Source organism: Amycolatopsis sp. NPDC048633 (assembly GCF_040650695.1).
Classification (GTDB): Bacteria; Actinomycetota; Actinomycetes; order Mycobacteriales; family Pseudonocardiaceae; genus Amycolatopsis.
In genome coordinates, this window is sequence record NZ_JBEZHS010000038.1 from 26,899 (window position 1) to 52,375 (window position 25,477).

Annotated in this window: 26 protein-coding genes; 16 read left to right on the top strand and 10 right to left on the bottom strand. The window is 70.6% G+C overall.

The features are described 5' to 3' along the window. The first annotated feature begins 1 nt into the window (after nucleotide 1). Nucleotides 2–1,075: a sn-glycerol-3-phosphate ABC transporter ATP-binding protein UgpC gene (ugpC, locus tag AB0C38_RS41455; RefSeq protein ID WP_360684144.1), complete on the top strand. Its 1,074-nt coding sequence runs from the start codon at nucleotides 2–4 to the stop codon at nucleotides 1,073–1,075. A 60-nt stretch (nucleotides 1,076–1,135) separates the two neighbouring features. Here the strand turns inward: ugpC and AB0C38_RS41460 are convergent, their stop codons facing one another. From AB0C38_RS41460 to AB0C38_RS41470, 3 genes are read right to left on the bottom strand one after another with little or no spacing between them, the layout of a single operon-like run. Continuing rightward, entirely contained in the window at nucleotides 1,136–1,330 is a 195-nt protein-coding gene (locus AB0C38_RS41460) for a ferredoxin (RefSeq protein WP_086858280.1), read from the bottom strand. Nucleotides 1,331–1,364: 34 nt separating this feature from the next. Continuing rightward, the gene (locus tag AB0C38_RS41465) at nucleotides 1,365–2,558 is read right to left on the bottom strand and encodes a cytochrome P450 (protein WP_360684148.1); all 1,194 of its coding nucleotides are present in this window, start codon (nucleotides 2,556–2,558) and stop codon (nucleotides 1,365–1,367) included. A gap of 10 nt (nucleotides 2,559–2,568) precedes the next feature. Further along, nucleotides 2,569–3,792, bottom strand: coding sequence for a cytochrome P450 (locus tag AB0C38_RS41470; protein ID WP_360684151.1), 1,224 nt, complete (start codon nucleotides 3,790–3,792; stop codon nucleotides 2,569–2,571). 180 nt (nucleotides 3,793–3,972) lie between these two features. On the opposite strand from AB0C38_RS41470, the gene AB0C38_RS41475 reads away from it, so the two are divergent. Together AB0C38_RS41475 and AB0C38_RS41480 are read left to right on the top strand one after the other, a co-directional pair. Continuing rightward, the gene (locus AB0C38_RS41475; protein ID WP_360684154.1) at nucleotides 3,973–4,623 is read left to right on the top strand and encodes a helix-turn-helix domain-containing protein; all 651 of its coding nucleotides are present in this window, start codon (nucleotides 3,973–3,975) and stop codon (nucleotides 4,621–4,623) included. A gap of 86 nt (nucleotides 4,624–4,709) precedes the next feature. Continuing rightward, nucleotides 4,710–5,555 (top strand): hypothetical protein, encoded by an 846-nt coding sequence (locus tag AB0C38_RS41480; protein ID WP_360684157.1) that lies wholly within the window; start codon nucleotides 4,710–4,712, stop codon nucleotides 5,553–5,555. On the opposite strand, the gene AB0C38_RS41485 is transcribed toward AB0C38_RS41480, so the two are convergent. The 5 genes from AB0C38_RS41485 to AB0C38_RS41505 form a co-directional block, all read right to left on the bottom strand. After that, nucleotides 5,552–6,766, bottom strand: coding sequence for a YbaB/EbfC family nucleoid-associated protein (locus AB0C38_RS41485; protein ID WP_360684160.1), 1,215 nt, complete (start codon nucleotides 6,764–6,766; stop codon nucleotides 5,552–5,554). The two genes, AB0C38_RS41480 and AB0C38_RS41485, sit on opposite strands and share 4 nt — an antisense overlap. A gap of 142 nt (nucleotides 6,767–6,908) precedes the next feature. Further along, a complete protein-coding gene (locus AB0C38_RS41490; protein WP_360684163.1) occupies nucleotides 6,909–7,775 on the bottom strand; it encodes an aldehyde dehydrogenase family protein in 867 nt (288 codons plus the stop codon). Further along, the gene (locus tag AB0C38_RS41495; RefSeq protein ID WP_360684166.1) at nucleotides 7,768–9,201 is read right to left on the bottom strand and encodes an aldehyde dehydrogenase family protein; all 1,434 of its coding nucleotides are present in this window, start codon (nucleotides 9,199–9,201) and stop codon (nucleotides 7,768–7,770) included. The genes AB0C38_RS41490 and AB0C38_RS41495 overlap by 8 nt, the downstream gene beginning before the upstream one ends. Then, the gene (deoC, locus tag AB0C38_RS41500; protein WP_360684169.1) at nucleotides 9,201–10,175 is read right to left on the bottom strand and encodes a deoxyribose-phosphate aldolase; all 975 of its coding nucleotides are present in this window, start codon (nucleotides 10,173–10,175) and stop codon (nucleotides 9,201–9,203) included. Before deoC ends, AB0C38_RS41495 begins: the two co-directional genes overlap by 1 nt. Nucleotides 10,176–10,259: 84 nt before the next feature. Further along, on the bottom strand, nucleotides 10,260–10,874 hold the full coding sequence (locus AB0C38_RS41505; RefSeq protein WP_360684305.1) for a DUF1707 domain-containing protein: 615 nt from the start codon (nucleotides 10,872–10,874) through the stop codon (nucleotides 10,260–10,262). Nucleotides 10,875–10,959: 85 nt separating this feature from the next. Here AB0C38_RS41505 and AB0C38_RS41510 point away from each other — a divergent pair, with 85 nt between their 5' ends. The 3 genes from AB0C38_RS41510 to AB0C38_RS41520 are packed head-to-tail and all read left to right on the top strand — an operon-like array spanning nucleotide 10,960 to nucleotide 12,974. Further along, complete coding sequence (locus AB0C38_RS41510) at nucleotides 10,960–11,394, top strand: protein-tyrosine phosphatase family protein (RefSeq protein ID WP_360684172.1); 435 nt, start codon at nucleotides 10,960–10,962, stop codon at nucleotides 11,392–11,394. Nucleotides 11,395–11,399: 5 nt separating this feature from the next. Next, the gene (gene upp / locus AB0C38_RS41515; protein WP_285482509.1) at nucleotides 11,400–12,023 is read left to right on the top strand and encodes a uracil phosphoribosyltransferase; all 624 of its coding nucleotides are present in this window, start codon (nucleotides 11,400–11,402) and stop codon (nucleotides 12,021–12,023) included. 3 nt (nucleotides 12,024–12,026) lie between these two features. Further along, entirely contained in the window at nucleotides 12,027–12,974 is a 948-nt protein-coding gene (locus AB0C38_RS41520) for a pentapeptide repeat-containing protein (protein WP_360684176.1), read from the top strand. Here the strand turns inward: AB0C38_RS41520 and AB0C38_RS41525 are convergent. Next, the gene (locus AB0C38_RS41525; protein ID WP_360684179.1) at nucleotides 12,956–14,359 is read right to left on the bottom strand and encodes a hypothetical protein; all 1,404 of its coding nucleotides are present in this window, start codon (nucleotides 14,357–14,359) and stop codon (nucleotides 12,956–12,958) included. The genes AB0C38_RS41520 and AB0C38_RS41525 overlap by 19 nt on opposite strands. Before the next feature lie 76 nt (nucleotides 14,360–14,435). Between AB0C38_RS41525 and AB0C38_RS41530 the strand changes: the two genes are divergently transcribed. Further along, the gene (locus AB0C38_RS41530) at nucleotides 14,436–15,005 is read left to right on the top strand and encodes an RNA polymerase sigma factor (RefSeq protein ID WP_360684182.1); all 570 of its coding nucleotides are present in this window, start codon (nucleotides 14,436–14,438) and stop codon (nucleotides 15,003–15,005) included. Beyond that, the gene (locus AB0C38_RS41535; RefSeq protein WP_360684185.1) at nucleotides 15,002–16,258 is read left to right on the top strand and encodes a hypothetical protein; all 1,257 of its coding nucleotides are present in this window, start codon (nucleotides 15,002–15,004) and stop codon (nucleotides 16,256–16,258) included. Before AB0C38_RS41530 ends, AB0C38_RS41535 begins: the two co-directional genes overlap by 4 nt. Here AB0C38_RS41535 and AB0C38_RS41540 read toward each other — a convergent pair. After that, nucleotides 16,231–16,848, bottom strand: a complete 618-nt coding sequence (locus tag AB0C38_RS41540; RefSeq protein WP_360684188.1) for a TetR/AcrR family transcriptional regulator — start codon at nucleotides 16,846–16,848, stop codon at nucleotides 16,231–16,233. The genes AB0C38_RS41535 and AB0C38_RS41540 overlap by 28 nt on opposite strands. 84 nt (nucleotides 16,849–16,932) lie before the next feature. Here AB0C38_RS41540 and AB0C38_RS41545 point away from each other — a divergent pair, with 84 nt between their 5' ends. The 8 genes from AB0C38_RS41545 to AB0C38_RS41580 all read left to right on the top strand — a co-directional run bounded on the left by AB0C38_RS41545 (nucleotide 16,933) and on the right by AB0C38_RS41580 (nucleotide 25,444). Beyond that, nucleotides 16,933–17,334 (top strand): MerR family transcriptional regulator, encoded by a 402-nt coding sequence (locus AB0C38_RS41545; RefSeq protein WP_360684191.1) that lies wholly within the window; start codon nucleotides 16,933–16,935, stop codon nucleotides 17,332–17,334. A gap of 50 nt (nucleotides 17,335–17,384) precedes the next feature. Continuing rightward, entirely contained in the window at nucleotides 17,385–18,308 is a 924-nt protein-coding gene (locus AB0C38_RS41550; RefSeq protein WP_360684308.1) for an aldo/keto reductase, read from the top strand. Between the two features lie 80 nt (nucleotides 18,309–18,388). Further along, nucleotides 18,389–19,936, top strand: a complete 1,548-nt coding sequence (locus AB0C38_RS41555; protein ID WP_360684311.1) for an NAD(P)-binding domain-containing protein — start codon at nucleotides 18,389–18,391, stop codon at nucleotides 19,934–19,936. Then, nucleotides 19,936–21,006, top strand: a complete 1,071-nt coding sequence (locus tag AB0C38_RS41560; protein WP_360684194.1) for an alpha-hydroxy acid oxidase — start codon at nucleotides 19,936–19,938, stop codon at nucleotides 21,004–21,006. Before AB0C38_RS41555 ends, AB0C38_RS41560 begins: the two co-directional genes overlap by 1 nt. Further along, nucleotides 21,003–22,268: a cytochrome P450 gene (locus AB0C38_RS41565; RefSeq protein ID WP_360684197.1), complete on the top strand. Its 1,266-nt coding sequence runs from the start codon at nucleotides 21,003–21,005 to the stop codon at nucleotides 22,266–22,268. Before AB0C38_RS41560 ends, AB0C38_RS41565 begins: the two co-directional genes overlap by 4 nt. Next, nucleotides 22,265–23,545, top strand: a complete 1,281-nt coding sequence (locus tag AB0C38_RS41570) for a cation:proton antiporter (protein WP_360684200.1) — start codon at nucleotides 22,265–22,267, stop codon at nucleotides 23,543–23,545. Before AB0C38_RS41565 ends, AB0C38_RS41570 begins: the two co-directional genes overlap by 4 nt. 64 nt (nucleotides 23,546–23,609) lie before the next feature. Further along, on the top strand, nucleotides 23,610–24,257 hold the full coding sequence (locus tag AB0C38_RS41575) for a response regulator transcription factor (RefSeq protein WP_360684314.1): 648 nt from the start codon (nucleotides 23,610–23,612) through the stop codon (nucleotides 24,255–24,257). Beyond that, nucleotides 24,254–25,444 carry a HAMP domain-containing sensor histidine kinase gene (locus AB0C38_RS41580; protein WP_360684203.1) on the top strand — a complete coding sequence of 397 codons (1,191 nt, stop codon included), beginning with the start codon at nucleotides 24,254–24,256 and terminating at the stop codon, nucleotides 25,442–25,444. The genes AB0C38_RS41575 and AB0C38_RS41580 overlap by 4 nt, the downstream gene beginning before the upstream one ends. Nucleotides 25,445–25,477: the final 33 nt, after the last annotated feature.

The following is a 25,477-nucleotide window of genomic DNA, read 5'->3' on the forward strand; positions in this document are numbered from 1 at the left end:
CATGGCGGGAGTCAGTTACGAACAGGCGTCACGGATCTACCCCGGCACGAACGAGGTGCGGGCGGTCGACAAGCTCGACCTCGCGGTGCCGGACGGCGAGTTCCTGGTCCTGGTCGGGCCGTCGGGCTCGGGCAAGTCGACGGCGCTGCGGATGCTCGCCGGGCTGGAGGACGTCGACGAGGGCGCCATCCACATCGGCGAGCGCGACGTCACGAGCCTGCCGCCGAAGGACCGGGACATCGCGATGGTGTTCCAGTCCTACGCGCTGTACCCGCACATGACGGTCGCCGACAACATGGGCTTCGCGCTCAAGCTGCGTGGACTGTCCAAAGCGGACATCGACGCGAAGGTGGCCGAGGCCGCGAAGATGCTCGACCTGTCGAAGTTCCTGGACCGCAAGCCGAAGGCGTTGTCCGGCGGCCAGCGGCAGCGCGTCGCGATGGGCCGGGCGATCGTCCGCGAGCCCAGCGTGTTCCTGATGGACGAGCCACTGTCCAACCTGGACGCGAAGCTGCGGGTGGAGACCCGGGCGAACATCGCCCAGCTGCAACGCCGGCTCCGGACGACGACGATCTACGTCACGCACGACCAGGTCGAGGCGATGACGATGGGCGACCGCGTGGCCGTGCTCAAGGACGGTGTCCTGCAGCAGTGCGCGTCGCCGCGGGAGCTGTACGAAAACCCGACGAACTCGTTCGTGGCGGGGTTCATCGGCTCGCCGGCGATGAACCTGGCGACGTTGCCGCTGGCCGAAGGCGGCGTCAAGCTCGGTGACGTCGTCCTGCCGCTGCCGCGCTCGGTGGTGGCCGCGGCGGGCGACCTGCGCGAGGTCGTCTTCGGCGTCCGCCCGGAGTCGCTGGAGCTGGTCTCCGAAGGCGGCTTCGAGCTGGTGGTCGAGCTGGTCGAGGAGCTGGGCGCGGACGCGTACCTGCACGGCAAGGTGGGCGACGACCGCTTCGTCGTCCGCGTCGACGGCCGCACCCCGCCCCGGATGGGCGACAACGTCCGGGTCGGTCTGCGCGGCGAAGGCGAGACCCACGCGTTCAGCCCGGAGACGACGCTCCGGCTCTCCTGAACGCGGCAGGCAACGGCCACCTCGCGAGAACCCCTTACCCGCGAGGTGGCCGTTCTCTTGCTACTCCTGCAGCGAGAGGGCCTGGCTGGGGCAGACGTGCACCGCTTCGCGGGCCTTCTCGACCAGCTCACCCTCGGGCGTCTCGTTCAGGACGATGACCGTGCCGTCGTCTTCGCTCTGGTCGAACAGCTCGGGCTCGGTCAGCACGCACTGGCCGGCGCCGACGCACTTGCCGGTGTCCGCGATGATCTTCATGGTTCTCTCCTGTGGTGGGATGGCAGTTCGATCTCTACCAGGTCACCGGCAGCCGGTACAGGCCGTAGATGTTCGCGTCGTCCTTGAAGGGCAGATCGTCGACGTCCGCGCCCAGCGCCAGGGTCGGGATGCGGCGGAAGAGCGTGTCGAACACGATCTGCAGCTCCATCCGGGCCAGGTTCTGGCCGAGGCACTGGTGCGGGCCGAAGCCGAACGCCACGTGGTGGCGCGCGCCGCGCTCGATGTCCAGCTCGTCGGCGTTCTCGAACGCCCGCGGGTCGCGGTTCGCCGCGTAGCCCAGCGCCAGGACACCCTCGCCGGCGCGGATCAGCTGCCCGCCGACCTCGACGTCCTCGACGCACAGCCGCGCGGTGGCGGCGTCGACGATCGTCCAGTAGCGCAGCATCTCCTCGACGGCGTCGAGCGTCTTGCCCGGGTCGGCCGTGATCGCCGCGAGCTGCTCCGGGTTGCGGAGGAACGCCACGGTGGACAGCGAGATCATGTTCGCCGTCGTCTCGTGCCCGGCCACCAGCAGCAGGAACCCGGTCGCGGCCAGCTGCTCCCGCCGATAGGTGCCGTCCTCGCGGAGCTTGACGATCTGCCGCCCGAGCAGGTCGTCCGGCGGGTTGTCCTCCTTCTTCGCGATGAGGTCGGCCATGTACCCGCGGATGGTGTCGAACGCCGCGCGCCGCTCCTCCGGCGACGTCGAGCGCTTGATCAGCTTTGCTGTGTGGATCTGGAAGAAGTCGTGGTCGGCGTAGGGCACGCCGAGCATCTCGCAGATCACCAGCGACGGCACCGCCAGTGACAGCGTCTCGACCAGGTCGCCGGGGTTCGGGCCGGCCAGCAGCGCGTCGACCTGGCCGTCGACGATCTCCTGGATCCGCGGCCGCAGCGCCTCCATCCGGCGCACGGTGAACTCGCCGAGCACGGCCTTGCGGGCCGGCCCGTGCTCGGGCGCGTCCATGGTGATCATGGTGCGCTCGTCGCCCTGCCGCCGGAACCCGCCCTTGACCAGCTGCGGGAAGTCCGGGTGCTGCCGGTCGGCGCTGAACCGCCGGTCGTTCAGCACGGTCCGGACGTCCTCCAGCCGGGTGACCACCCAGGCCTGGCCGCCGTCGGGCAGCCGCACCCGCGTGACGGCGTCCTCCTCACGGATCTCCTCGTACGCCGGCGGCGGCGCGAACGGGCACGTGCGGGTCATCGGGAATTCGTGGACCGCGGTCATGGCGTTCTCCTCACCAGGTGACGGGCAGGCAATAGAGGCCGAAGATCGACGAGTCGTGCTTGAACGGCAGCTGGTCGACGGGCACGGCCAGCTTCAGCTCCGGGAGACGGCGGAAGAGCGTGTCGAACACGATCTGCAGCTCCATCCGGGCCAGGTTCTGGCCGAGGCACTGGTGCGGGCCGAAGCCGAACGCGACGTGGTGGCGCGCGCCGCGCTCCAGGTCCAGCTCGTCCGGGTTGTCGAACGCCTCCGGGTCGCGGTTGCCGGAGTAGCTCAGCCCGAGCACGCCCTCGCCTTCGCGGATCAGCTGCCCGCCGATCTCGAGGTCCTCGGTGGCGACGCGCGACGTCGCGAACTCGGCGATCGTGAAGTACCGCAGCAGCTCCTCGACGGCGTCGAGCGTCTTGCCGGGGTCGTTCTTGATGATCGCGAGCTGGTCCGGGTTCTCCAGCAGCGCGACCGTGCCCAGCGAAATCATGTTCGCCGTCGTCTCGTGACCCGCGATGAGCAGCAGGAACGCCAGGGACACGAGCGAGTCGTGGTCGGCTTCGCCGTGCTCTTCGCGCTGCTTGGCGATCTGGCGGCTGAGCAGGTCGTCGGCCGGCTCTTTCTCCTTGGTGGAGACGAGCTGGTCGAGGTAGGACTGCAGCTCGTCGACGGCCTTGATCCGGTCGTCCTGCTCGACGTCCCGGTTGAGCAGGGTCGAGCTGCGGACCTGGAAGAAGTCGTGGTCGGCGTACGGGACGCCGAGCAGTTCGCAGATGACCAGCGACGGCACCGGCAGGCTCAGCGCGGTGACCAGGTCGGCGGGCTGCGGGCCGGCCAGGATCGCGTCGATGTGCTCGTCGACGATCTGCTGGATGCGCGGCTGGAGCGCCTTCATCCGCTTGACCGTGAACTCGCCCACGACCTCGCGCCGGGCCGCGCCGTGCTCCGGCGGGTCCATGTTGATCAGCGACGCGGTGAAGTTGGTCCGCCGCACCGGCCGGCCCTGCTTGGTCAGGAACGGGAAGCCGGGGTTGAACCGGTCGGAGCTGAACCGCGGGTCGGTGAGCATCTGCCGGACGTCCTCGAGCCGGGTGATCGCCCACGCCTCCTGGCCGGACTGCAGCCCGACGCGCTGGACCGGCCCGGCTTCGCGCAGCCTCTCGTACGCCGCCGGCGGGGCGAACGGGCAGGTGCGGTCCAGCGGGAAGACATCGTCCTTCGTGGTGGTTTCGGCGACTTCGGTCATATCGGGCCCCCTAAAAACGGACTTACAGTATGCGGAGGAATACATTCCGGTTCTACAATCCAACGTACCGAAGCGGACGGAAGTCGTCCACTAGCTAACGGGTGACTCGGTCGAGCCCGAGTGTGTGGCCGCTTGACCATGCGAGAATCACCTCGCGCGATCCAGCGAGAGGCGAACGGCATGACGGCAGACCCCGAGACCACCCTGCGGGCGGACGCGCGGCGCAACCGCGACCAGATCCTGGCCGCCGCGAAGACCATCTTCGCCGTCTCCGGTCCCGAGGTGCCGATGGAGGAGATCGCCCGCGCGGCCGGCGTCGGCGTCGGCACGCTGTACCGCCGGTTCCCGGACCGGGACGCGCTGGTCCGCGCGGTCGCGATGGACAACTTCGAGCGGGTGCTGATCGACGCGAAGGTGATCGCCGCCGAGGAGACGTCGGCGTGGAGCGCGCTTTCGCGGCTGCTGCGGCAGTCGGTGGAGCTGCAGCTGAGCGTCCAGCTGGCGATGGTGTCGCCGCGGGCGCTGGTGATCCTGAAGAACGACCCGGAGGTCCGCCGGCTGCGCGACGAGATCCTGGTGGTCCTGGACGAGTTCGTCGCCGGCGCGAAGGCCGAGGGAAAGCTGCGGCTCGACGTCGGCTCGGGCGACATCGCGATCCTGTTCGCGACGCTCTTGCGGCAGGTGCGCGCGAAGTCCCCGGACGTGGCGGAGCTGGCGGCCCGCCGGTGCGTCGGGATCATGATCGACGGGCTCAGCGCGCGGCCGGGCACGGAGCTCCCGGGGCGTCCGATCACGTCGCACGATCTGGACCCCATGACCGAGCACAGCTGATTCTTTGGTTTCCGTGTTAAGGTTCCGCCTCGTTCTGCCGAATTCGGGTTGCGGGCGGGAAAATGCGACGAAGAATACTGGCCGTGGTGTTGACGATTCCCTTCCTGGTGATCGCCGGCTGCGGTGACGGCCCGGCCGGCGGCACCTCGTCGCCCGCTCCTGTTTCGACGGCGCTGCCCAGCACGTCGTCCGCTTCTGCGTCCTCGGTTTCGCAGGCGCCTTCCTCGGCGTCTTCCCGTGCTGCGGTACCAACTCCCACGCCCCCGTCGACGACGCCGGTGCGCAGCTGCCGCAGTCCCGAGTTCTCGACGTCCGAAGCCGACGGCGGCTGGTCGGACGGCGGCTACTACGTCCACAACAACATGTGGAACGCCGACGAAGCGGGCCCGGAAACGCTGCGCGCGTGCGCGTACGACAACTGGTACGTCGAATCCACCCAGCCCGACTCGACGTCGGTGAAAACCTATCCGAACGTGCACAAGGACATCAACGACCAGAACGGGAAACCGTTCAACGACTATTCGGTGATCAAGACGACGTTCGCCGGCCGCGGCCCGGGCGTGGGCATCTACGACGTGGCGTACGACCTGTGGCTGAACGGCGTGGGCGACGGCGACGGCGTCAGCGAGCTGATGGTGTGGACGGAGAACCTGAAGCAGCAGCCATCAGGCGACAAGCTGGCAACGTACACAGCGGGAGGCTCGACGTACGACGTCTGGGCGGACGACGACGGGTACGTGGCGTTCGTTTCCCGCGCGACGCAGTACTCGGGGAGCCTCGATCTGAAGGCGATGATCGCGTTCGCGATCGGGAAGGGTTTCATTCCGCCCAACCCGACGGTGAACCAGATCGGCTACGGGATCGAGTTCTGCTCGACCGGTGGGGGCAGGGCGAGGTTCACGCTGACGGACTTCTCGGTGACGATGAGCTAGCGGGCGTACCGCTGGATGGTGCGCGGGGAGGGCCTCAGCAGCGGCCACCCCACGACGGCGTCGACAACCCCGAGCGCGACGGCGATCAGCGGCATCATCATGAAGACGAAGATCCCGAAGGTGATCTGGATGTCTCCGTCCGCCTGAGGCTCGGACCAGGTCAGACCCCCGCTGTAGAAGAAAAAGAAGAGCGGGAGCACGACGACCGAGACGCTGCCGCCGCAGAGTGGGCCGACGGACATGGCACCGCCCGGGTGGTGCCCGACCTCGACCCACGCCGGTGCGAACACCAGCGCGATGCCGGACATGAGCAGAAGGACGGCGCTGAACATGCCGAACATGACGGAGATGCCGTTGGTCGCGGAGTGGCTCGTCGGCAGGCTGTATCCGAGAACGGGAACGGCTACGCACATGGCCAGCGCGACGAGGGTGGTCACACCGCCGAGGAGCGGTAGCGTGCGCCGGATTTTGGTGGCCAGACGGGGCGGGAGCCAGACGTAGGTCCGCGGGTCCATCGGGAAATGGGTCATGATCAGTTGTTGACCCGCCAGTCGCCGGGGTGCGACATGGTCGTGGTGTTCGTCCGTTCCCATCGGTCGCCGAGAGCGTCGACCTTGGCCTGAATGGAGTTCTGCTCGGTTTCGATCACGTCCAGCAGTGCCTCGATCGCGATGATGGTGCCGCCGATCGCGGGAACGGCCACAGGTCGCATCGAGGTCCAAGCTGAGGTAGCGGCCGCCCTGGGCGCTGCCGCTCACCTGACCGCCACTGCTTTCCGCGGAGACGACGCCGAGGCCAACGGAGGATATTCGGGTCGAGAACTGTTCCAGTTCGCGTCTCACCGCGTCGTCCAGCAGGAGGACGTCCTGGGCGGTGAGTGGGGTTTCGTCCGCGTTCCCCCGGACTGGTGAAGGCGGGTTCTCCTGGACTTCTCGGGCTCGCTGCGCCAGCGCTTCGACGGTCGCCGCGTTGGCTGCGGTCAGCACGCCCGAGTGCAGGCCACGCGGGTCGACCTTGCTCTTCCAGTCTTCGGTGAGCCTGACCTGCCGGACCTCGCCGTCGGGCGAGACGATCACCGTCACGACCGAATCTCCGTCGCGGCCCGTGGGCCCGCTCGGCTCCGGTTCGCCTTCCGGCGACTGCGCTGGGGTCTCGCCGTCGTCCCAGAGGTCGGTTTCCGCCTCGAACGCCCACTCTTCGTCGTCCGGCACCTGCACCCTCCCCGATGCGTCACGCTCCGTACCTGGCAGGGACTGTACCGGTGATCGAGGTGGGCGCGTCAGCCGAAGCGCGTGAACACGACGGAGGCCACCACCCGGGTTCGTCCGGGTGGTGGCCTCCGTGGTCAGGAACTCAGACGCCCAGCGGGTGCCAGACCGTCTTCGCCTCCAGGTACCGCCGCAGGCGGCCCAAGTCCGGGGCCGATGTCCAGTCCGGTTCAGCCTCGGGGACCGTCAGCACCCGCTTCACCGTGTTCGCCGCTTCGCGCGCCAATTCCGGACGATCCGACGGCTGCGCGCCCGTCGGATCCAGTGCGTTCACGTCGCCGTGGGACGCCAGCCATGAGCCCAGCTCCGACGCCCGCCCCGTGAGGATGTTCACCACTCCGCCCGGGACGTCCGATGTCGCCAGGACCTCCGACAGCGTGATCGCCGGCAGGGGCCTTTCCGCGCTCGAGACCACCACCGCCGTCGAGCCCGTGGCCAGGACCGGGGCCAGCACGCTGACCAGGCCCAGCAGCGACGACTGCTGCGGCGCCAGGATGCCCACCACGCCGGTCGGCTCCGGGACCGTGAACGAGAAGTACGGGCCCGAGACCGGGTTGGCCGACCCCAGGACGGACGCGATCTTGTCCGTCCAGCCCGCGTACCAGACCCAGCGGTCGATGGCCGCGTCCACAATGGACTCGGCCTTCTTCGCGGCCAGGCCCTCCGATGCCGAAACCTCGGCGATGAACTGGTCGCGCCGGCCTTCCAGGACCTCGGCCACCCGGTAGAGCACCTGGCCGCGGTTGTACGCCGTCGCCGCGGACCAGCCCGGGAATGCCTTGCGGGCCGCGACCACCGCGTCGCGGACGTCCTTGCGGGACGCGTGGGCCGCGTTCGCCAGGAACTTGCCCTTCGCGTCCGTCACCGGGTAGACCCGGCCGGACTCCGAACGCGGGAACTTGCCGCCGACGTACAGCTTGTACGTCTTCGCGACGGAAATCCGATCAGACATCGAGGTACGCCTCCAGCCCGGTGCGGCCGCCTTCGCGCCCGAAGCCGGATTCCTGGTAGCCGCCGAACGGTGCGGCGGGGTCGAAGCGGTTGAAGGTGTTGGCCCAGACCACGCCGGCGCGCAGCTGGTTCGCCATCCACAGGATCCGGGAGCCCTTTTCGGTCCAGATGCCGGCCGAAAGCCCGTACGGCGTGTTGTTGGCCTTCGAGACGGCCTCGTCCGGCGTGCGGAACGTCAGCACCGACAGCACCGGACCGAAGATCTCCTCGCGCGCGATCCGCATCGACTGGTGGACGTTCGCGAACACCGTCGGGGCGAAGAAGAACCCGCGCTCCGGCATCGGGCACGGGCTGGTCCAGCGCTGCGCGCCCTCGGCGTCACCGGACTCGACGAGCCCGCGGATCTTCGCCAGCTGCTCGGCCGAGTTGATCGCGCCGACGTCGGTGTTCTTGTCCAGCGGGTCGCCGACGCGCAGCGTCGAGACGCGGTAGCGGAGCTTCTCCAGCACCTCTTCGGCGACGGACTCCTGCACCAGCAGCCGCGAGCCCGCGCAGCAGACGTGGCCCTGGTTGAAGAAGATGCCGTTGACGATGCCTTCGATGGCCTGGTCGAGCGGCGCGTCCTCGAACACGATGTTCGCCGCCTTGCCGCCCAGCTCCAGCGTGAGCTTCTTCGGCGTGCCCGCGACCTGGCGCTGGATCGCCTTGCCGACCTCGGTGGAGCCGGTGAAGGCGATCTTGTCGATGTCGGGGTGCTCCACAATGGACGCACCGATGTCGCCGGCGCCCGGCAGGATGTTCACCACGCCCGGCGGCAGCTCGGCCTGCTGGCAGATTTCGGCGAACACCAACGCGGTCAGCGGCGTCGTCTCCGCCGGCTTCAGCACCACGGTGTTGCCGGTGGCCAGCGCCGGCGCGATCTTCCACGCCAGCATCAGCAGCGGGAAGTTCCACGGGATGATCTGCCCCGCGACACCCAGGGGACGCGGCGAAGGCCCGTAGCCCGCGTACTCCAGCTTGTCCGCCCAGCCCGCGTGGTAGAAGAAGTGCGCCGCCGCGGTCGGGATGTCGGAGTCGCGCGACTCCTTGATCGGCTTGCCGTTGTCGAGGCTCTCCAGCACCGCCAGCTCGCGCGAGCGCTCCTGGATCAGCCGTGCGATGCGGAACAGGTACTTCGCACGCTCGCTGCCCGGCATCTTCGACCACACCGAGCTGTAAGCCTTGCGCGCGGCCTTGACCGCGATGTCCACATCGGACTTCGACGCGGTGCCGACCTCGGCCAGGACCTCTTCGGTGGCGGGGTTGATCGTCTTGAGCGGCTCACCCGAGCCGTCGACGAACTCGCCGTTGACGAACGGCTTGTAGTGGTCCTTCAGGTTCGCGATGGCGCGCGACTCCGGCGCCGGTGCGTACTCGAAAACAGGCATCAGTCCACCGTCACGTAGTCGGGGCCGCTGTAGTGGCCGTCCACCTGGGTGCGGCGCTGCAGCAGCAGGTCGTTGAGCAGGCTGGACGCGCCGAAGCGGAACAGGTCCGGGCTCAGCCACTGCTCGCCGGCGACCTCGTGCACGGCGACCAGGTACTTGATCGCGTCCTTCGTGGTCCGGATGCCGCCGGCGGGCTTGACGCCGCGCAGCTCGCCGGTCGTCACGTGCCAGTCGTGGACCGCCTGCAGCATGATGTGCGTGACCGGCAGCGTCGCGGCGGGGGAGACCTTCCCGGTGGACGTCTTGATGAAGTCGCCGCCGGCCAGCAGCCCCAGCCACGACGCGCGCCGCACGTTGTCGTAGGTCGCCAGCTCGCCGGTCTCGAGGATGACCTTCAGGTGGGCGTCGCCGCAGGCGGCCTTGATGGCCTGGATCTCCTCGAAGACGTCCATGTAGCGGCCTTCGAGGAAGGCGCCGCGGTCGATCACCATGTCGACCTCGTGCGCGCCCGCGTCGACGGCGATCTTCGTGTCGGCCAGCTTGATCTCCCGCGAAGTGCGCCCGGCGGGGAAGCCGGTCGCGACGCTGGCGACGTGCACACCGCTGCCCTTGAGCGCTTCGACGGCGGTGGCGACCATGTCCGGGTACACGCAGACGGCGGCGACGCGCGGAGTGTCCTGGCGTTCGGGGTCGGGGCGGACGGCCTTCGCGGCGAGCGCCCGGACCTTGCCGCGGGTGTCGGCGCCCTCCAGCGTGGTCAGGTCGACCATGGAGATGGCGGTGTCGATGGCCCACCGCTTGGCGTCCTTCTTGATGCTGCGCGTGCCGAGGCCCGCCGCGCGCTGCTCGACGCCGACCTGGTCGACACCGGGCAGCCCGAGCAGGAAGCGGCGCAGGCTCGCGTCGTCGCGAGTCGCGTCCACCAGCGGTGCCGGGGTGGCCGGCGCCGCTGACGTGCTGGTCGTGGCTGTCATGGGCCTGAGTCTAGGCGGCGGGTCCGACAACGCGAGCCCCCATTGGTTGTGACGCTGGGTGCGTTACGCGTCACAACGCCGAGGTCAGGACCCTTCGATCTGCGGCGGCTCGACCCGCTTCGCCGGCTTCCGGTAAACGACCACGCCGCCCCAGAACGCCAGCCCGTTGATCTTCACCGTCGGCGCCGTCGCCGGTGCCGGCGGGGCGCCCGACTTGTCCTCCATCACGAACCCGCCCATGAACCCGATCCCCGTCACGTCGACGTTGATGTCGTCCGGGACCGTGATCTGGATGCCGCCCATGATCGCGACCGCGGTGATCGTGCAGTTCCGGTCCGCGAAGCGGGCCTGGCGCAGGTCGATCTCCGCGCCGCCCCAGAACGCGAAGCTGTTGTGCTGCGGTGGGAGGACCCAGCTGCCCTTGCGGACCGCCCCCGACAGCACGCCGATCGACACCGGGCTGCCCGGGTGGCCGCCGATGCGCTGGTCGGGGAAGCCCAGGGCCCGGGTCGTCGCCGGCTCGATCGCCGCCGAGGTCGACGGCAGGTCCGCCGTCACCGGTTTGAGCTCGCCGAGCGTCTTCGCCCCGTAGATCGTCGAAAGCCGCTCTTCCAGCTCGTTGACGGTGATCCGCCCTTCCGAGAGGGCGTTGTGCAGCACCTGCGCGACGCGCTCGCGGTCCGCGTCGGAAGCCCTCATCTGGTCGGGCGTCAGTTCGCTCACCCGGCGGAGCTTAGCGGCGAAAACCACCCTCTGTGTCCATCTTCTGGAGGACACTTCCCGGATGGGATCACCAACGGTCGAATTTCCGGACGGCGTCCAGGTCCGCGGTCGCGGGCTGGGGCGCCCGCGGCCGGACGAACCGGAGCCGGACTTCGGGCTCTACCTGGGGACGAGCCGGCTGCGGCGCAAGCACGGCGGGGGCATCACCTGGCCGCACGAATGGATCACCTGGCCGGACTTCCTGCTGCCCGTCAAGCCCGCCGAGGCACGCCGGCAGATCAAGGCCGTCCACGAACGAGCCAAGACCGAAACCGTCGAAGTCGCCTGCTACGGCGGTGCCGGGCGGACCGGCACGGTGCTGTCCTGCCTGGCGATCCTCTCCGGCGTCCCGGCCGGCGAAGCCATCGCCTGGGTGCGGGAGCACTACAACGAACGAGCGGTCGAAACGCCCTGGCAGCGCGGCTGGGTGAAAAGGTTCGCGGGACGGCTAGATTGACCCGCATGGATGTGCACGTCGTCGATCACCCCCTCGCGAAGGCCCGGCTCTCCACGATGCGCGACGCGCGCACGGACAGCGCCGCGTTCCGGGCCGCGCTGCACGAGCTGACCGTCATGCTGGTCTACGAAGCCACGCGCGACGTGCCGGTCAAGACCGAGCGGATCCACACGCCGGTCGCGCGCACCGAGGGCTACAAGCTGGCCAAGCCGCCGCTGCTCGTCCCGGTGCTGCGGGCCGGCCTCGGCATGGCCGACCAGGCGCACAAGCTGATCCCGGACGCGCAGATGGGCTTCGTCGGCCTCGCGCGCGACGAGGAAACCCTCAAGCCGACGCCGTACCTCGAATCGCTGCCGGAGTCGCTCGCCGACCGGCCGGTGCTGGTGCTCGACCCGATGCTCGCCACCGGCGGCTCGATGGAGTACACGATCCGGCTGCTCACCGACCGCGGCGCCGACGACGTCACGGCCATCTGCGCGCTGGCCGCGCCGGAAGGCTTGGCGCACCTGGAAAAGACCGGCCTGCCGGTCCGCGTCGTCACCGCCAGCATCGACGAGCGCCTCAACGACTCGGGCTTCATCGTCCCGGGCCTCGGCGACGCGGGTGACCGCCAGTACGGCGCCGTCTAAGCCTTGCCCGTCCTGAAGTGGCGGTGGGTGGCCGCGGCCGCCGGGGTGGTCGCGGTCGTCACGGCCGGATTGCTGTGGCTGCTGCTGGGCTGGTCCGGGTCGCCGGACGCGCCGGTGCGCATCGACGCCGTCAAGACGGCGTTCGGCATCGGCGCCGGCGCGGGCGGTGTCTTCGCGCTGTGGCTGGCGACGCGGCGCCAGCGCACGCTGGAGCTGCAGCTGGCCGAGACGACCCGCGTCGCCGGCGTGACCGAACGCGACCTCGAGGAGCGGCGGGTCACCGAGCTGTACACGAAGGCCGTCGAGCAGCTCGGCAGCGACAAGGCGCCGATGCGGTTCGGTGGGCTCTACGCGCTGGAGCGGCTCGGGCAGGACAACCCGAAGCAGCGCCAGACGATCGTGAACGTGCTGTGCGCGTACCTGCGGATGCCGTTCAAGCCCCCGGACGTGGGACTCAAAGGCAGTGCGGCACGCGACCTGGACGACAGCCCCGAGGAGAGTGAGCTCCTCGTCCGGCTCGCCGTGCAGGAGCTGCTCAAGACGCACCTGAGCCACGACGCGGCGGGCTACTGGCCGGGGATGTCGATCGACCTGCAGCGAGCCACGCTCGTCGACTTCCGGCTGAGCGGGTGCACCCTGGCCGCCGCCGACTTCAGCCGCGCCCGGTTCGTCGGTCAGCTCCACATCCGCGGCACGCACTTCGCCCGCCAGGCGGGGTTCTACGGCACCGAGTTCCGTGACATCGCGAACTTCGACCGGTCGGTCTTCGAGGAAGGCGCTTTCTTTTCCCGGGCGCACTTCGCCGGCAGCGTCCGCTTCACCCGCATCCGATCCGGGGGCCGGTTCGAGTTTTCGCGCACGGTCTTCGAAGAGGGGGCCGACTTCGAAGGCGGCGAACACCAGGAGCTCGACCTGTCCGACGCGCGGTTCCCTCAGGACGGCACCAAGTAGAGCTCCTGCCGCCCGAGCGTCGGCGCGTCGAGCGTCCAGTGCGCGAGCGCGTCCGGCGGCGGTGAAGGCAACCTGCGCAGCACCAGGTCCGGCCGCCGCGGGTGGACGTCGAAGTCGAAGAACGCGTAGTCCACGCGCAATGCGGCCCGCAGCCAGCGGTTGCCGGCGCCGCGGGCCTCGATGGCCGCCGGGAGCAGGCCGCGGTCGGCGAAGACGTCGACGATCGCGCACTCGCACGTGTAGGCCAGCACACCGATCTCCCCGGCGCTGCCGACGACGCGTGACCCGGCCAGCGCGTGGAGGTCGCGGCCGATCTCGGCGTACTTCGCGGTCGAGGCGTAGTTCGAAGTGAGCGGCGCGAACTCGCGCGGCAGTCCCGGCGCCGCGTACGCGAGCACGCTCGCGGCCACCAGCGCGAGGACGGTGCCGGTCGCGATCCGGCTCGAAGCCGCCCAGGCGCAGGCGAACAGCGTCGCCGCGGTGATCCCCGGGCCGTAGTACCAGTGGTACGGCGGAACCGTCAGCAGCACGTACATCCCGTGGTAGAGCACGCCGCCCAGGGCCAGGAGCGCGAACGGCCGGAGCGCCGGTGACCGCCGGAGGGCGAAGGGCACGACCGTGAGCGGGAGGAAGGACAGCACCGTCACGAACGAATCGGTGCGGGCGTAGAAGAGCGGGCCGTTCCCGAAGTCCCAGTCGCCCCAAGCCCGTTGCGCACCTTGCAGCGTCTTGATCACGAACGTGTCGGGCACCGCCGCGCCGAGCACGACCCAGCTGAAGGCGAACCACGGCACGGCGACGAGCAAGACGCCGAGCACGGCCCGTCCGGAAGGCAGCGAGAAACCCAGGACCACGGCGAAGATCAGCAGGTCCAGCCGCACGAGCGCGAGGGCGCCGGCGGCCGGCCCGAAGGCGAGCGGCCGCCGCTCGACGGCGAACACCGTCACCCACCCCAGCACCGCCGCTCCCAGCGCGACCTCCAGCCCGATCGACGAGAGCAGCAGCGGGTTGACCGTCAGTGCCGCGAACGCCAGCGCCGGGAACCAGCGCGGCAACGCCGTGCCGAGCCGGCGCAGGGCGAGGACGAGCCCGACCTGGCAGAGCACGTACAGCACTCCGGCCGCGAAGACGGCGTCGCGCACCACGAAGGTCAGGGCGGCCAGGGCGAGGACGTTCGCCGGTGACGTCGCGGAGTTCGACGTCGCGTCGGCCAGCAGTCCCCAGTGCCCGTGGAACGCGAGGTTGCGCGCGTAGGCGAGCGTGATGAACGTGTCGTCGACGAGGTGCGGCCGGGCCAGCAGGAACACCGCCGCCGACACGCACGCGACCGCCGCGGGCAGCCGCCAGGGCCGGGTCTGGTTGTCCGTGGTCCGGACCTGTTCCATGATCACGACCGGAAGTGGCCGTCCGGTTCGCGAAAGTTGTGCGCAACATCCCGGCCGGTGCCGGCCACTGAAGGGTGTGACCAGCCATGCGACGGGGGCGCCGGTGGACGATCGGGCGCTGTGGGACCAGGCTTCCGACGGCGACGAAGCGGCCTTCGGCGAGCTGTTCGAACGGCACGCCGAAGCCGTCTGGAACCACGCCTACCGGCTGACCGGCTCGTGGTCCGCAGCCGAGGACCTCACGTCGAACACCTTCCTGACCGCCTGGCGGCGCCGCGCCGACGTGACGCTGATCCGGGACAGCGCCCTGCCGTGGCTCTACACGGTGGCCGGCAACGCCGCCCGCGACGAGTACCGCGGCGCGAGACGGCGGCTGCGGCTGCTCCACAAGATCCCGGACCCACCGGTGGTGTCGGACCACGCCGACGCGGTGGCCGCGCGGATCGACGGCGAGCAGCGGCTGCGCGAGATCGTGGAAGCCGTGCGGACGCTGCCGAAGGCGCAGCGCGCCGTCGTCGAGCTGTGCCTGCTCGGCGACCTGAGCATCGCCGACGCCGCCGAACTGCTGGCCGTCGCCGAGGTCACCGTCCGCGCCCACCTGTCCCGGGCCCGCACCCGGCTGCGCACGCTGCTGGAGGAGAAATGAGCGACGACCTGCGAGGACTCCCACCGCGGCGAGCGCTGCCGGACGACGTCCGCGACCGGCTGCGCGCCGAAGTCCGCCAGGGCATCGCGCGACCGCGCCGGACCAAGCACGTCTGGTACGCCGCCGCGGCCGCGGTGCTGGTCCTGGCCGCGGGCGCGGTCGTCGTGACGCGGCAGCTGCGGCAGCCCGCCGAGGTGCCGCCCGCGGTCACCGGCGGGCTGACGCTCGACGCCGAGCTCGCGACCTCGGCGCTGGACCGCTGCTGGGCCGCGGTCCAGGCGGCGGGCAAGACCGATCGGGTGCCTCCGCGCGCGGACTGGGTCCCGCTGTTCACCGAGGAGCTGGGCGGGGACGCGGTGGTCGCGGCCACCGCCGCGGGGAAGCCGATGTTCTGCGAGACGACCGGGACGACCGTGACCCTGTCGGATCCGGGAGCCACGCCCGCGTACGCGGCGGGCACGCGGTCCGGGCTGCTGCTGCACAGCGCGACCGGGCTGGCGGCCGGGGTCGTCGACCCGGCTTGGCCGAAGGCGAGCCTCGCGGCGTCGACGCTCCGCTCGTCGAGCGGGAACGACCTCGAGTTCTCGCCGGTCAGCCACCAGTTCGTGGCGCTCACCCGCACCGGACCGGACCGGACGCGGCTCGCGATCATCGACGGTGGGTCGGGCCCGCCCCGGAAGGTGGACCTGCCGCCCGCGCCGACGCCCCTGCTCTCGGTGACCGACCGCCCGGACGCGGCCGACCGCACCTCCCCGGCGGGGCGGGCGCTGGGCGACTGCCTCGCCGACGCCGACGAGGTGATCCCGGACGCCGCGGCCTACCGGCCCGGACCACTGGTGGCGGAAGACGGCTACCAGGTCGTCATGGGTCGCCGGGGCGACCGGGTGATCGTCTGCACGCGGGAGCCGGACTACCGGCGGCCGGGGAAGACGCAGGCCCGCGCCTACCCCGACCTCGTCGGCAACCGGCAGGTCCCGGCCCGCGTCCTGTCGGTGAGCACGCTCGGCAGCACCGAATCGGGAGCGGCGCCGGGGAAGGCCCGCATGCCGTACGCCGTGGTGTTGCCCGCCTCGGCGACCGCGGCGGGCTTCGAGTTCGGCGCCGGCGGCGGCGCCGACCTGGTGGTCACCGACGGCATGGCGCTCGCCTGGGTGCCGAGGAGCGTCGCCGTGACGCCGGAGGTGAAGGTGCGCGTCCGGGCGTGGGACGCGAAGGACAACCTCGTCTACGACGGGTGGTTGCCGTTGTACTGAGGCCGCAGCCAGCCGGAGGCGTTCGCGCGCAGGGCGGTTTCGTACGAGTCCGTGACGTCGAACTCCTCCGGCAGGTTGCCGGTCAGCTCGAGCGAGACGAGCCCGTGCACGAAGGCCCAGCAGCCGACCGCGACCGTCTCGGGCGGGACGTCGAGGAAGACGCCGTCGGCGATGGCCTTCCGGATGATCGCTTCCAGGGGCTCGAGGGTCTTCCTGGCCAGCTTCTCGGCGTCTTCGTTGGGCTCGAACCCGGGCACCGACCTGGTGAACATGATCCCGTACAGGTTGGGGTCGGCGAGCGCGCTGGTGCGGTAGGCGCTGCCGAGCGCGACGAGGTCCTCGACCGGGTCGCCGGTCAGCACGGTGCCCGCCATCCGGGCGCCGAACCGGCGGAAACCTTCGGTGTAGAGCGCGTTCACCAGATCGGGTTTGCTGCCGAAGAGGGAGTACACGGCGGTGGTCGACGTCCCGGCGTCGGCGGCGAGCTTCCGCAGGGAAAGCGCCTTCGGCCCGTCCTCGGCGATCAGCTCGCCGGCGCGGTCGAGCAGCTTCAGCCGGAGGGCTTCGTCATGAGTCCGTGGTCGAGCCATGCACACAGCGTATCGGAACGCTGTTATTTTTGACCAGAACGAGGATTTGACCTGGAGTGCACTCCAGGTCGTAGTGTCGAGCTCATGAGCTACTCGATAGCGGAAGCCGCGCGACGTAGCGGACTGTCCATCGACACTCTCCGGTACTACGAGCGCATCAAACTGCTCGACCCGCCCGCACGGGACACCGCGGGCCGCCGGGCCTACTCCGACGACGACCTCGGCTGGCTGGGGTTCCTGACCAAGCTGCGCACCACCGGGATGCCCATCAAGAGCATGCGCGAGTACGCGTCGCTGCGCCGCCACGGCGTCGCCAGCGCGGGCCGCCGCAAGGCCCTGCTGGTGGACCAGCGGCGGTCGGTCGCCGAGCGGATCGCCGAGCTGCAGGGCTGCCTCGACATCCTGGACTACAAGATCGAGAACTACGAACGAGTCGAGCAGAAAGTGCTCGGCATCGAACCCGGCAGGGAGGAGATTTCCGCGTGAAGACCAGGAAGCTGGGCGGCCTGGAGGTCAGCGCCCAGGGGCTCGGCTGCATGGGGATGAGCCAGGCCTACGGCGTCCGCGACAACGACGAAGAGTCGATCGCGACGATCCACCGGGCCCTCGACCTCGGGGTCACGCTGCTCGACACCGCGAACGTCTACGCGGACGGCGTCAACGAGGAACTGGTGGGCCGCGCGATCGCCGGCCGCCGCGACGAGGTCGTGCTCGCGACGAAGTTCGGCATCGTGTGGACCGACGGCGCGATGGGCGCCCGCGGTGACGCCGAGTACGTCAAGCAGTCGTGCGACGAGTCGCTGCGCCGGCTCGGCGTCGACCACATCGACCTGTACTACCAGCACCGCGTCGACCCGGGCACGCCGATCGAGGAGACCTGGGGTGCGCTGGCTTCGCTCGTCGAAGCCGGGAAGATCCGGTACGCCGGGATTTCCGAAGCGAGCGCGGCGACGATCCGCGCCGCGCACGCGGTGCACCCGGTCACGGCGTTGCAGAGCGAATGGTCGCTGTGGACCCGGGGCATCGAGGGCGAAATCCTGGACACGTGCCGGGAGCTCGGCATCGGCGTGGTGCCCTTCTCGCCGCTGGGCCGCGGTTTCCTGACGGGCGCGGTGAAGTCGGTCGCGGACCTGCCGGAGGACGACATGCGCCGCGGCCTGCCGCGGTTCGCCGAGGGCAACTTCGAGCGCAACATGGCGATCGTCGACGCGCTGCGCGAGCTGGCGGAGGCCAAGGGCGTCACGGCGGGGCAGCTGGCGCTCGCGTGGGTGCAGGCGCAGGGCGAGGACGTCGTGCCGATCCCGGGGACGAAGCGCCGCAAGTACCTCGAGGAGAACGCGGCGGCGGCATCGCTGGAGCTGACCGCGGACGACCTGGCGGCCATCGCGGCGGCCGCGCCCTCCGACGCCGTCGCGGGGGAGCGCTACCCGGAGCGGCTGGCCCGCGCCGCCGGCAAATGAGCAACTCCCTCTGAGCCTTTTCTGAGATCTCCGGAGCAGGCTCGGCGCCGATCAAGGTCGGTGCCGAGCCTCAGGAGGTCATTGTGGAGGAAGTGCTCGATTATCTGGTCGTCGGGGCCGGACCGGCGGGGTTGCAGCTGGGGCAGGCCCTCGGCCACGCCGGCCACCGGTACCTGGTGCTGGAGGCCGGCTCCGCGCCCGGCCACTTCTTCGAGACCTTCCCCCGGCACCGGACGCTCATCTCCATCAACAAGAAGCACACCGGGTACTCGGACCCCGAGCTGCGCATGCGGATGGACTGGAACTCGATCCTCGCCGAACCCGAGAGCGGCGACGACGCGCTCGTCTTCACGAACTACAGCGACCTGCTCTTCCCGGACGCCCCGGACTTCCTGCGCTACCTCGCCGACTACGCGGAGAAGCACCAGGTCAAGGTCCGTTACGACACCCGGGTGACGCGCATCCGCCGCGACCCGGAAAGCGCTCTCTTCGTCCTCGCCGCCGGTGACGACGAGTTCAAGGCGCACCGGCTGATCATGGCCTCCGGCGTCACGAAGCCGTACATCCCGCAGTTCCCCGGCGTCGAGCTGATCGACCAGTACGTGGACGTGGACGTCGACCCGAAGAGCTTCACCGACCAGCGCGTCCTGGTGCTGGGCAAGGGGAACTCCGCCTTCGAGACCGCCGACAACCTCATCGAGACCGCCGCGGTAGTGCACGTCGGCGGCCCGCGGCCGGTGAAGCTCGCCTGGCGCACCCACTTCGTCGGCCACCTCCGCGCCTACAACGCGGGCATCCTCGACATGTACCAGCTCAAGCTCCAGCACGCGATCCTCGACGGCGACGTCCGCGAGATCCGCAAGGACGCCGACGGCTACCACGTCAAGTTCTCCTTCGCCCGCGCCGACGAGGTCATCAAGGAGATCCGCTACGACCGCGTGATCGGCTGCACCGGCTTCCGGTTCGACGCGTCGCTGTTCGACGAGGACTGCCGCCCCCAGCTCACGATCAACGACCGCTTCCCGGCGCAGACGCCGGACTGGGAGTCGGTCAACGTGCCCGGCCTCTACTTCGCCGGCACGATCACGCAGGTCCGCGACTTCAAGAAGGCCACCAGCGCGTTCATCCACGGCTTCCGCTACGGCGTCCGCGCGCTGGCCAAGGTCTTGAACGAGCGCCACCACGACACCCCGTGGCCGAGCACCGAGCTGCCCGCCAAACCGGACGCGATGACCGACGCCGTGATCACCCGGATCAACCGGACCTCCGCGCTGTACCAGCAGTTCGGCTTCCTCGGCGACGCCCTCCTCGTGGACGGCGACACCGCGCGCTACCTCGAAGAGGTGCCGGTCGACCGGGTCCTCCGAGATCAGCCGGAGGACGCCTACGTCGTCACCCTCGACTACGGCCCCGACCACGACAAGATCGACCCGTTCGACTTCGTCGCGCGCGCCGCCCAGGACCAGGCCAACGACAGCGGCGAGGGCCACTACCTGCACCCGATCGTCCGGCACTACCGCCGCGGCGAGCTCGTCGCGACCCACCACGTCACCGAGAACCTCGAGAACGAATGGGACAAAGAGGTGCACGTCGAACCGCTGACCGCGTTCTTCTCGCGGGAGCTGTGATGCGCACGGTCGCGGAGTTCGAGGCGGCGGCCCGGCAGCGCCTCGACCCGGTGCACTACGACTACTTCGCGGGCGGTGCGCAGGAGGAGCTCACCCTGGCCGACAACGAAGCCGCGTACAAACGGCTGAAGCTGTTGCCCCGGGTGCTGCGCGGCAGCGACAAACGGGACCTCTCGATCGAGCTGCTCGGGACGTCGTCCTCGATGCCGATCCTGGTCGCGCCCACGGCGTTCCACCGGCTCGCGCACGCCGACGGCGAGCTCGCGACCGCCCGGGCGGCGGCGCGCGCGGGGACGATCATGATCGTCAGCATGGCCGCCACCACGGCGATCGAGGACATCGCCGCGGCGGGGCGCGAGGTCGCGCCGGACCCGGGCCTGTGGTTCCAGCTCTACCTGCAGCCCGACCTGGAGTTCACCGAGGCGATCGTGCGCCGGGCCGAAAACGCCGGCGTCAAGGCGTTCGTGGTCACCGTCGACTCGCCGGTGCTCGGCCGCCGTGAGCGCGACGACCGCAACGACTTCCACGACCTGCCGTCGGGACTCGCCGTCGAGAACCTGCGCGACATCGGCGAGAACCGCAGTGGTGGCAACACCAGCCACGTCCGCGAGATCGTCATGTCCGCCGGGCTGAGCTGGGACCACATCGCGTGGCTGCGGGGCAAGACCAAGCTCCCGGTGCTGATCAAGGGTGTGCTCCACGCCGAGGACGCGCGCCTGGCGGTGCACCACGGCGTCGCCGGGATCGTCGTGTCCAACCACGGCGGCCGCCAGCTCGACACCGTGCCCGCCACGATCGACGTGCTGCCCGAGATCGCGTCGGCCGTCGGCGGGGCGATCCCGGTGCTGGTCGACGGCGGGATCCGCCGCGGCACCGACGTCGTCAAGGCGCTGGCCCTCGGCGCGGCCGCGGTCGGCGTCGGCCGCCCGGTCGTGTGGGGGCTGGCCGCGGGCGGGCGCGAAGGCGTCACGCAGGTGCTCGAGCTGCTGCGGGACGACTTCGACCAGGCGCTGGCCATGTGCGGCGGCCGGCACCCGGCCGATCTCACCCCGGACCAGGTGCGGCGATGATCGGGAAAGCGCTTGCGGCGGCCGTGGCCGTGACGGCGCCGGCCTGGCTGCCCGCCCGGGTCGTCGCGCTGCGGATGAAGATCTTCTCGCTGGTCAACGGCCAGGACACGGTGACGATCCCGGGGGAGCAGGTCGGCGTCGAAGACTTCCGGCGCGTCTACGCCGACCCGGCGGCGAACGGCCGCAGCCGCGGCGCCGCGTTGTCCGACCTGTTCTGGTACTGGCTCGCGCCCGGGCCCGAGGTGCACCAGGAGCACCTCGAAGCCGGGCCGCGCTACGACGAGGTCGCCAAGTGCACCCGGCACATCCTGATCCGGTCCAAAAAGGACTCCGAGGAGCTGGCCCGCCGCGTGGCCGCCCACGTCCTGGACGGTGTGCGGCCCGGGCTCGCCCGGTTCCGCGACGAGATGATGCCGATCTGGGCCGAGCTCTACTACGAGCTGGTGTTCGACGAGCCCTGCCCGCCCGAGGCGCGCGACCTCATCGTGGGGCACGCCGACGACGTCGTCTCGGCGCTGAAGTGCGTGCGGCCGCGGAACATGCGCCGCCGGGCCCGGCTGACGAAGTACCTGCGGCGGCGCCTTCCCGACGTCCCGCACCCGCTGCCGCAGTCCCTGACCCCGGAGGAGCAGGCCTACTACCTGCAGGGCACGTTCTTCAACACCGCCGTCGTGCAGATGTCCGAGGCGATGGCGCACCTGCTGATGATCGTCGCGCAGCGCCCGGACGTGCAGCGGCGGCTCGTCGAGCACCCGGACGACGACGCCTACCTGGACCGGGTCATCGACGAGGGGCTGCGCGAGTACCCCCTGTTCGGCATCGCGCACCGGATCTCCACCGCCGACATCGACCTGGCGGACCTGACCATCCCGGCGGGCACGGTGCTGTGCTTCAGCTACCCGGGCTTCGCGGCCCAGACCGCGAAGGACGAGTTCATCCCGTTCGGCGTCGCGCAGAACCGCGCCTGCCCGGCCCGCGGGCTGGCCCCGCCGACGATGCGGGTCGTGACGCGCGAGGTCCTGCGCCGGTTCAGCCTCGCCTCGACGGCCGGGCACACGCGCTCGATCCCCAACCGCGGCCCGGCGCTGCTCACGCCCCGCGGTGCCCGCCGCAAGCGGGCGCCCTTGGTGTGGCTCGCGGTCCGCGACCGCTGGGAGGACGTCTGGCGCAGCTTCGCCCAGCTCGTCTTCGGCACGTACATGGTGCTCGACGCCCGGAAGCAAGCCCTCTGCTCGACCTACTTCGCCGGAGGCGACCGATGAGCCCGTCCGAAGCGGCACCGTTGTTCTTCCTCGCGGTCGTGGTGATCCTCCTGGTGGTCCGGGTGGTCTGCATGATCGCGGTCAAGCTCGGCCAGCCACCGGTCGTCGGCGAGATGGTCGCCGGGGTGCTGCTCGGCCCCTCGCTGTTCGGGCTCCTCCTGCCCGGCGTCCAGGCGGCGGTGTTCCCGGACGGCATCAAGTCCCTGCTCTACGTCGGTGGCCAGATCGGCCTGGTCATCTACATGTTCGGGGCGGGCTACGAGTTCAACCTGCAGAGCATCCGGAAGTCGAAGAAGTCGGTCGCGGCGATCTCCTCGGCCGGGACGCTGGTGCCGCTGGTCCTCGGGATCGGGGTCGCGGTCCTCGGCACGTCGTGGGTCGGCATCGGCAAGGAAGGCGTCTCGCTGGTGACGTCGGCCGCGTTCGTCGGGGTGGCGATCGCGATCACGGCGTTCCCGATGATGGTGCGGATCATCACCGAGCGCGGGATCGGCTCGACGAAGTTCGGCTCGCTGGCCCTGGCCTGCGGCGCGCTCGACGACGTCCTCGCGTGGCTGCTGCTGGCGGTCGTGCTGGGGATGCACGCCGGGTCGCTGGGACCGATCGCGCTCGCGCTCGGCGGCGGGTTGCTGTTCGCGTTGCTGGTGTTCATCGTCGGGCGCCGGCTCCTGACCCGGCTGATGGGCAGTGCCCGGGTGAGCGTCGACCAGCGGGTGCTCATCACTGCGATGACGCTGTTCGCGGCCGCCTGGTTCACCGACACGATCGGGCTGTACGCGGTGTTCGGCGCGTTCACCGTCGGGGTGGCGTTCCCCCGCGGCGCGGCCTCCGACGCCGTGCTCGCGAAGATCATGCCGATCGGGTCGATCGTGTTCGTTCCGCTCTTCTTCACCTATTCCGGCCTGAACACCCGGTTCGCGTTGCTCGCCGACCCGAAGCTGCTCGCGTTCGCGCTGATCACAGTGGTGGTCGCGATCGTGGGCAAGCTGGGCGCGTCCTGGGGCGCGGCCCGGCTGGCGGGGGAGCCGCCGGCGATCGCGACGCGTGTCGGCGTGCTCGTCAACGCCCGCGGGCTGATGCAGCTGATCGCGCTCAACGTCGGGCTCGCCGCCGGGATCGTCTCGCCGGCGTTGTTCACGGTGCTGGTGCTGGTCGCGCTGGTGACCACCATCATGACCGCGCCGGTGCTCAGCTGGCTCGACCGGCGGGACGCGCGCAAGGGGAGCACCGAGGTGCTCCTGATGGCCGAGCCGGTCCCGGTTACCGGGAAAAGTTGATAGTTCAATTTCGGAAAATCACTGCCAGTATGGGTACGTGCACGATGGGGCGACGAAACCGAGAGTGCTCCTGGTCGAGGACGACCGGGAACTGGCGGGCATGCTCGCCGAGCTGCTCGCGGACGAAGGCTACGAAACCGACGAGGCGCACGACGGGCAGCGAGGTCTGCACCTCGGGCTCACCGGGCAGTACGACGTGATGATCATCGACCGCCGCCTCCCGGTGCTGGACGGCCTCGAACTGCTCGCCCGCCTGCGCGCGCAGGCGGTGACCACGCGGGTCCTGGTGCTCTCGGCGCTGGGCGAGCTCGCCGACCGCGTCGGCGGGCTCGACGCCGGCGCCGACGACTACCTCGTCAAGCCGTTCGAGGCCGAGGAGCTGCTGGCCCGGCTGCGGGCGCTCGGTCGGCGGGACATGGAGGGCGCGGAGTGCCTCCCGCTCGGCGCGGCCGCCCTCGACCTGCAGCGGCACGAGGTCGTGCTGCCGCGCGGCGAGCGGATCACGCTGTCCGGGCGGGAGTTCGAGCTGCTGCGGACGCTCGCGCAGCGGCCCAAGGCGATCCACCCGCGGGCGTCGCTGCGGACGAACGTTTTCGCCGACTCGACCGGTGAGTCCATTGTGGACACCTATGTGTACTACCTGCGGCGCAAGCTCGGCCGCGACGTCGTCCGGACCGTGCACGGCCTCGGCTACCAGCTCGGCGCCGTATGAGACCCGACCCGGAGGAGCGGGCCCTGCGGCGGGCGCGGTGGGCGATCACCGCGCAGATCGCCGTGGTGGTGTCGATGCTGGTGGCGGTCGCGGGCGGGATCGCCTACGCGATGATGTTGTCCCGGCAGCACGCGGAGGCCGACCGGACCCTGAGCCGGACGATCGAGCTCGGCCCCGCGGCGACGCCGCCCGGCTGCGTCTGGCTGTTCACCCCGGCGTCGCACGCGCCTTCGGGACCGCCGCCGGCCGGGATGCCGCTCCCGGCGCTGACGGCGTCGGTGCCGGTGCCCGGCGACGTCCACACGGAACGCCGGCCGATCGGCGGGATGACGTACACGATCCGCGTGGAGAACCGCGACGGCGTGGTCTCCCAGGCGTTCTTCGAGGAGGTCTACCAGATCCAGGACCGTTCGGCGCTGGTGTCCGGGCTGGTCGTCGCCGAGGTGCTCGCCCTGCTGGCGGCGGTGCTGTGCGGCCGGGTGCTGGCCTGCCGGGCGATCCGGCCACTGGCCGACGCGCTGCGGCGGCAGCGGACGTTCGTCGCGGACGCGTCCCACGAGCTGCGCGCCCCGCTGACCCGGCTGCACACGCGGGCGCAGCTGCTGGCCCGGCGCGCGACCGGCCGCGACGCGGACGACCTCGAGCAGCTGGTCCGTGGCACCCGGGAGCTCGGCGAAGTCGTCGAGGACCTGTTGTTGTCGGCGCAGGCGTGCGACCGGCCGGAGTTCGAACCGGTGGAACTGGGCGTCCTCGCCGAGGAGGCGGTCGCGGCGGAGGCGGTGCGCGCGGGGGCGAGCCAGGTCCGGCTCGCGGTGTCCCGGGAGCGGCGCCCGTACGTCGTCCAGGGCGTCCCGACGGCGTTGCGGCGCGTGCTTTCGGCGTTGCTGGACAACGCCTTGGGCCACACCCCACCGGGCGGCTCGATCGAGGTGTGGCTGGGCGTGCCGGACGAAAGGCACGTGGAGCTGCGAGTCCGCGACACGGGCATCGGCTTCCCGGCGGCGGACGCGGACCGCATCTTCGAGCGTTTCGCCCGAGGCTCCGACGGCGACGGCCGCCGCTTCGGCCTGGGCCTGGCACTGGTCCGCGAAGTGGTGACGGGCCACGGCGGCACGATCGCGGCGGCATCCCGCCCGGGCGCGGGAGCGACCTTCACCCTCCGGCTGCTCCGCGCCGACCCCGCGTGATCAGAGCCGGAACTCGCGTGACGGAACCCGGAT

Excerpts from the sequence above, each read along its gene's own strand:
- AB0C38_RS41565 (WP_360684197.1), top strand. The coding sequence starts at position 21,003 with ATGATCGGGAAAGCGCTTGCGGCGGCCGTGGCCGTGACGGCGCCGGCC.
- AB0C38_RS41495 (WP_360684166.1), bottom strand. The coding sequence starts at position 9,201 with ATGCCTGTTTTCGAGTACGCACCGGCGCCGGAGTCGCGCGCCATCGCG.
- AB0C38_RS41510 (WP_360684172.1), top strand. The coding sequence starts at position 10,960 with ATGGGATCACCAACGGTCGAATTTCCGGACGGCGTCCAGGTCCGCGGT.
- AB0C38_RS41580 (WP_360684203.1), top strand. The coding sequence starts at position 24,254 with ATGAGACCCGACCCGGAGGAGCGGGCCCTGCGGCGGGCGCGGTGGGCG.
- AB0C38_RS41535 (WP_360684185.1), top strand. The coding sequence starts at position 15,002 with ATGAGCGACGACCTGCGAGGACTCCCACCGCGGCGAGCGCTGCCGGAC.
- AB0C38_RS41475 (WP_360684154.1), top strand. The coding sequence starts at position 3,973 with ATGACGGCAGACCCCGAGACCACCCTGCGGGCGGACGCGCGGCGCAAC.
- AB0C38_RS41465 (WP_360684148.1), bottom strand. The coding sequence starts at position 2,558 with ATGACCGCGGTCCACGAATTCCCGATGACCCGCACGTGCCCGTTCGCG.
- AB0C38_RS41525 (WP_360684179.1), bottom strand. The coding sequence starts at position 14,359 with ATGGAACAGGTCCGGACCACGGACAACCAGACCCGGCCCTGGCGGCTG.
- AB0C38_RS41505 (WP_360684305.1), bottom strand. The coding sequence starts at position 10,874 with ATGAGGGCTTCCGACGCGGACCGCGAGCGCGTCGCGCAGGTGCTGCAC.
- upp (WP_285482509.1), top strand. The coding sequence starts at position 11,400 with ATGGATGTGCACGTCGTCGATCACCCCCTCGCGAAGGCCCGGCTCTCC.
- ugpC (WP_360684144.1), top strand. The coding sequence starts at position 2 with ATGGCGGGAGTCAGTTACGAACAGGCGTCACGGATCTACCCCGGCACG.
- AB0C38_RS41460 (WP_086858280.1), bottom strand. The coding sequence starts at position 1,330 with ATGAAGATCATCGCGGACACCGGCAAGTGCGTCGGCGCCGGCCAGTGC.
- AB0C38_RS41560 (WP_360684194.1), top strand. The coding sequence starts at position 19,936 with ATGCGCACGGTCGCGGAGTTCGAGGCGGCGGCCCGGCAGCGCCTCGAC.
- AB0C38_RS41470 (WP_360684151.1), bottom strand. The coding sequence starts at position 3,792 with ATGACCGAAGTCGCCGAAACCACCACGAAGGACGATGTCTTCCCGCTG.
- AB0C38_RS41490 (WP_360684163.1), bottom strand. The coding sequence starts at position 7,775 with ATGTCTGATCGGATTTCCGTCGCGAAGACGTACAAGCTGTACGTCGGC.
- AB0C38_RS41540 (WP_360684188.1), bottom strand. The coding sequence starts at position 16,848 with ATGGCTCGACCACGGACTCATGACGAAGCCCTCCGGCTGAAGCTGCTC.
- AB0C38_RS41550 (WP_360684308.1), top strand. The coding sequence starts at position 17,385 with ATGGGGATGAGCCAGGCCTACGGCGTCCGCGACAACGACGAAGAGTCG.
- deoC (WP_360684169.1), bottom strand. The coding sequence starts at position 10,175 with ATGACAGCCACGACCAGCACGTCAGCGGCGCCGGCCACCCCGGCACCG.
- AB0C38_RS41570 (WP_360684200.1), top strand. The coding sequence starts at position 22,265 with ATGAGCCCGTCCGAAGCGGCACCGTTGTTCTTCCTCGCGGTCGTGGTG.
- AB0C38_RS41545 (WP_360684191.1), top strand. The coding sequence starts at position 16,933 with ATGAGCTACTCGATAGCGGAAGCCGCGCGACGTAGCGGACTGTCCATC.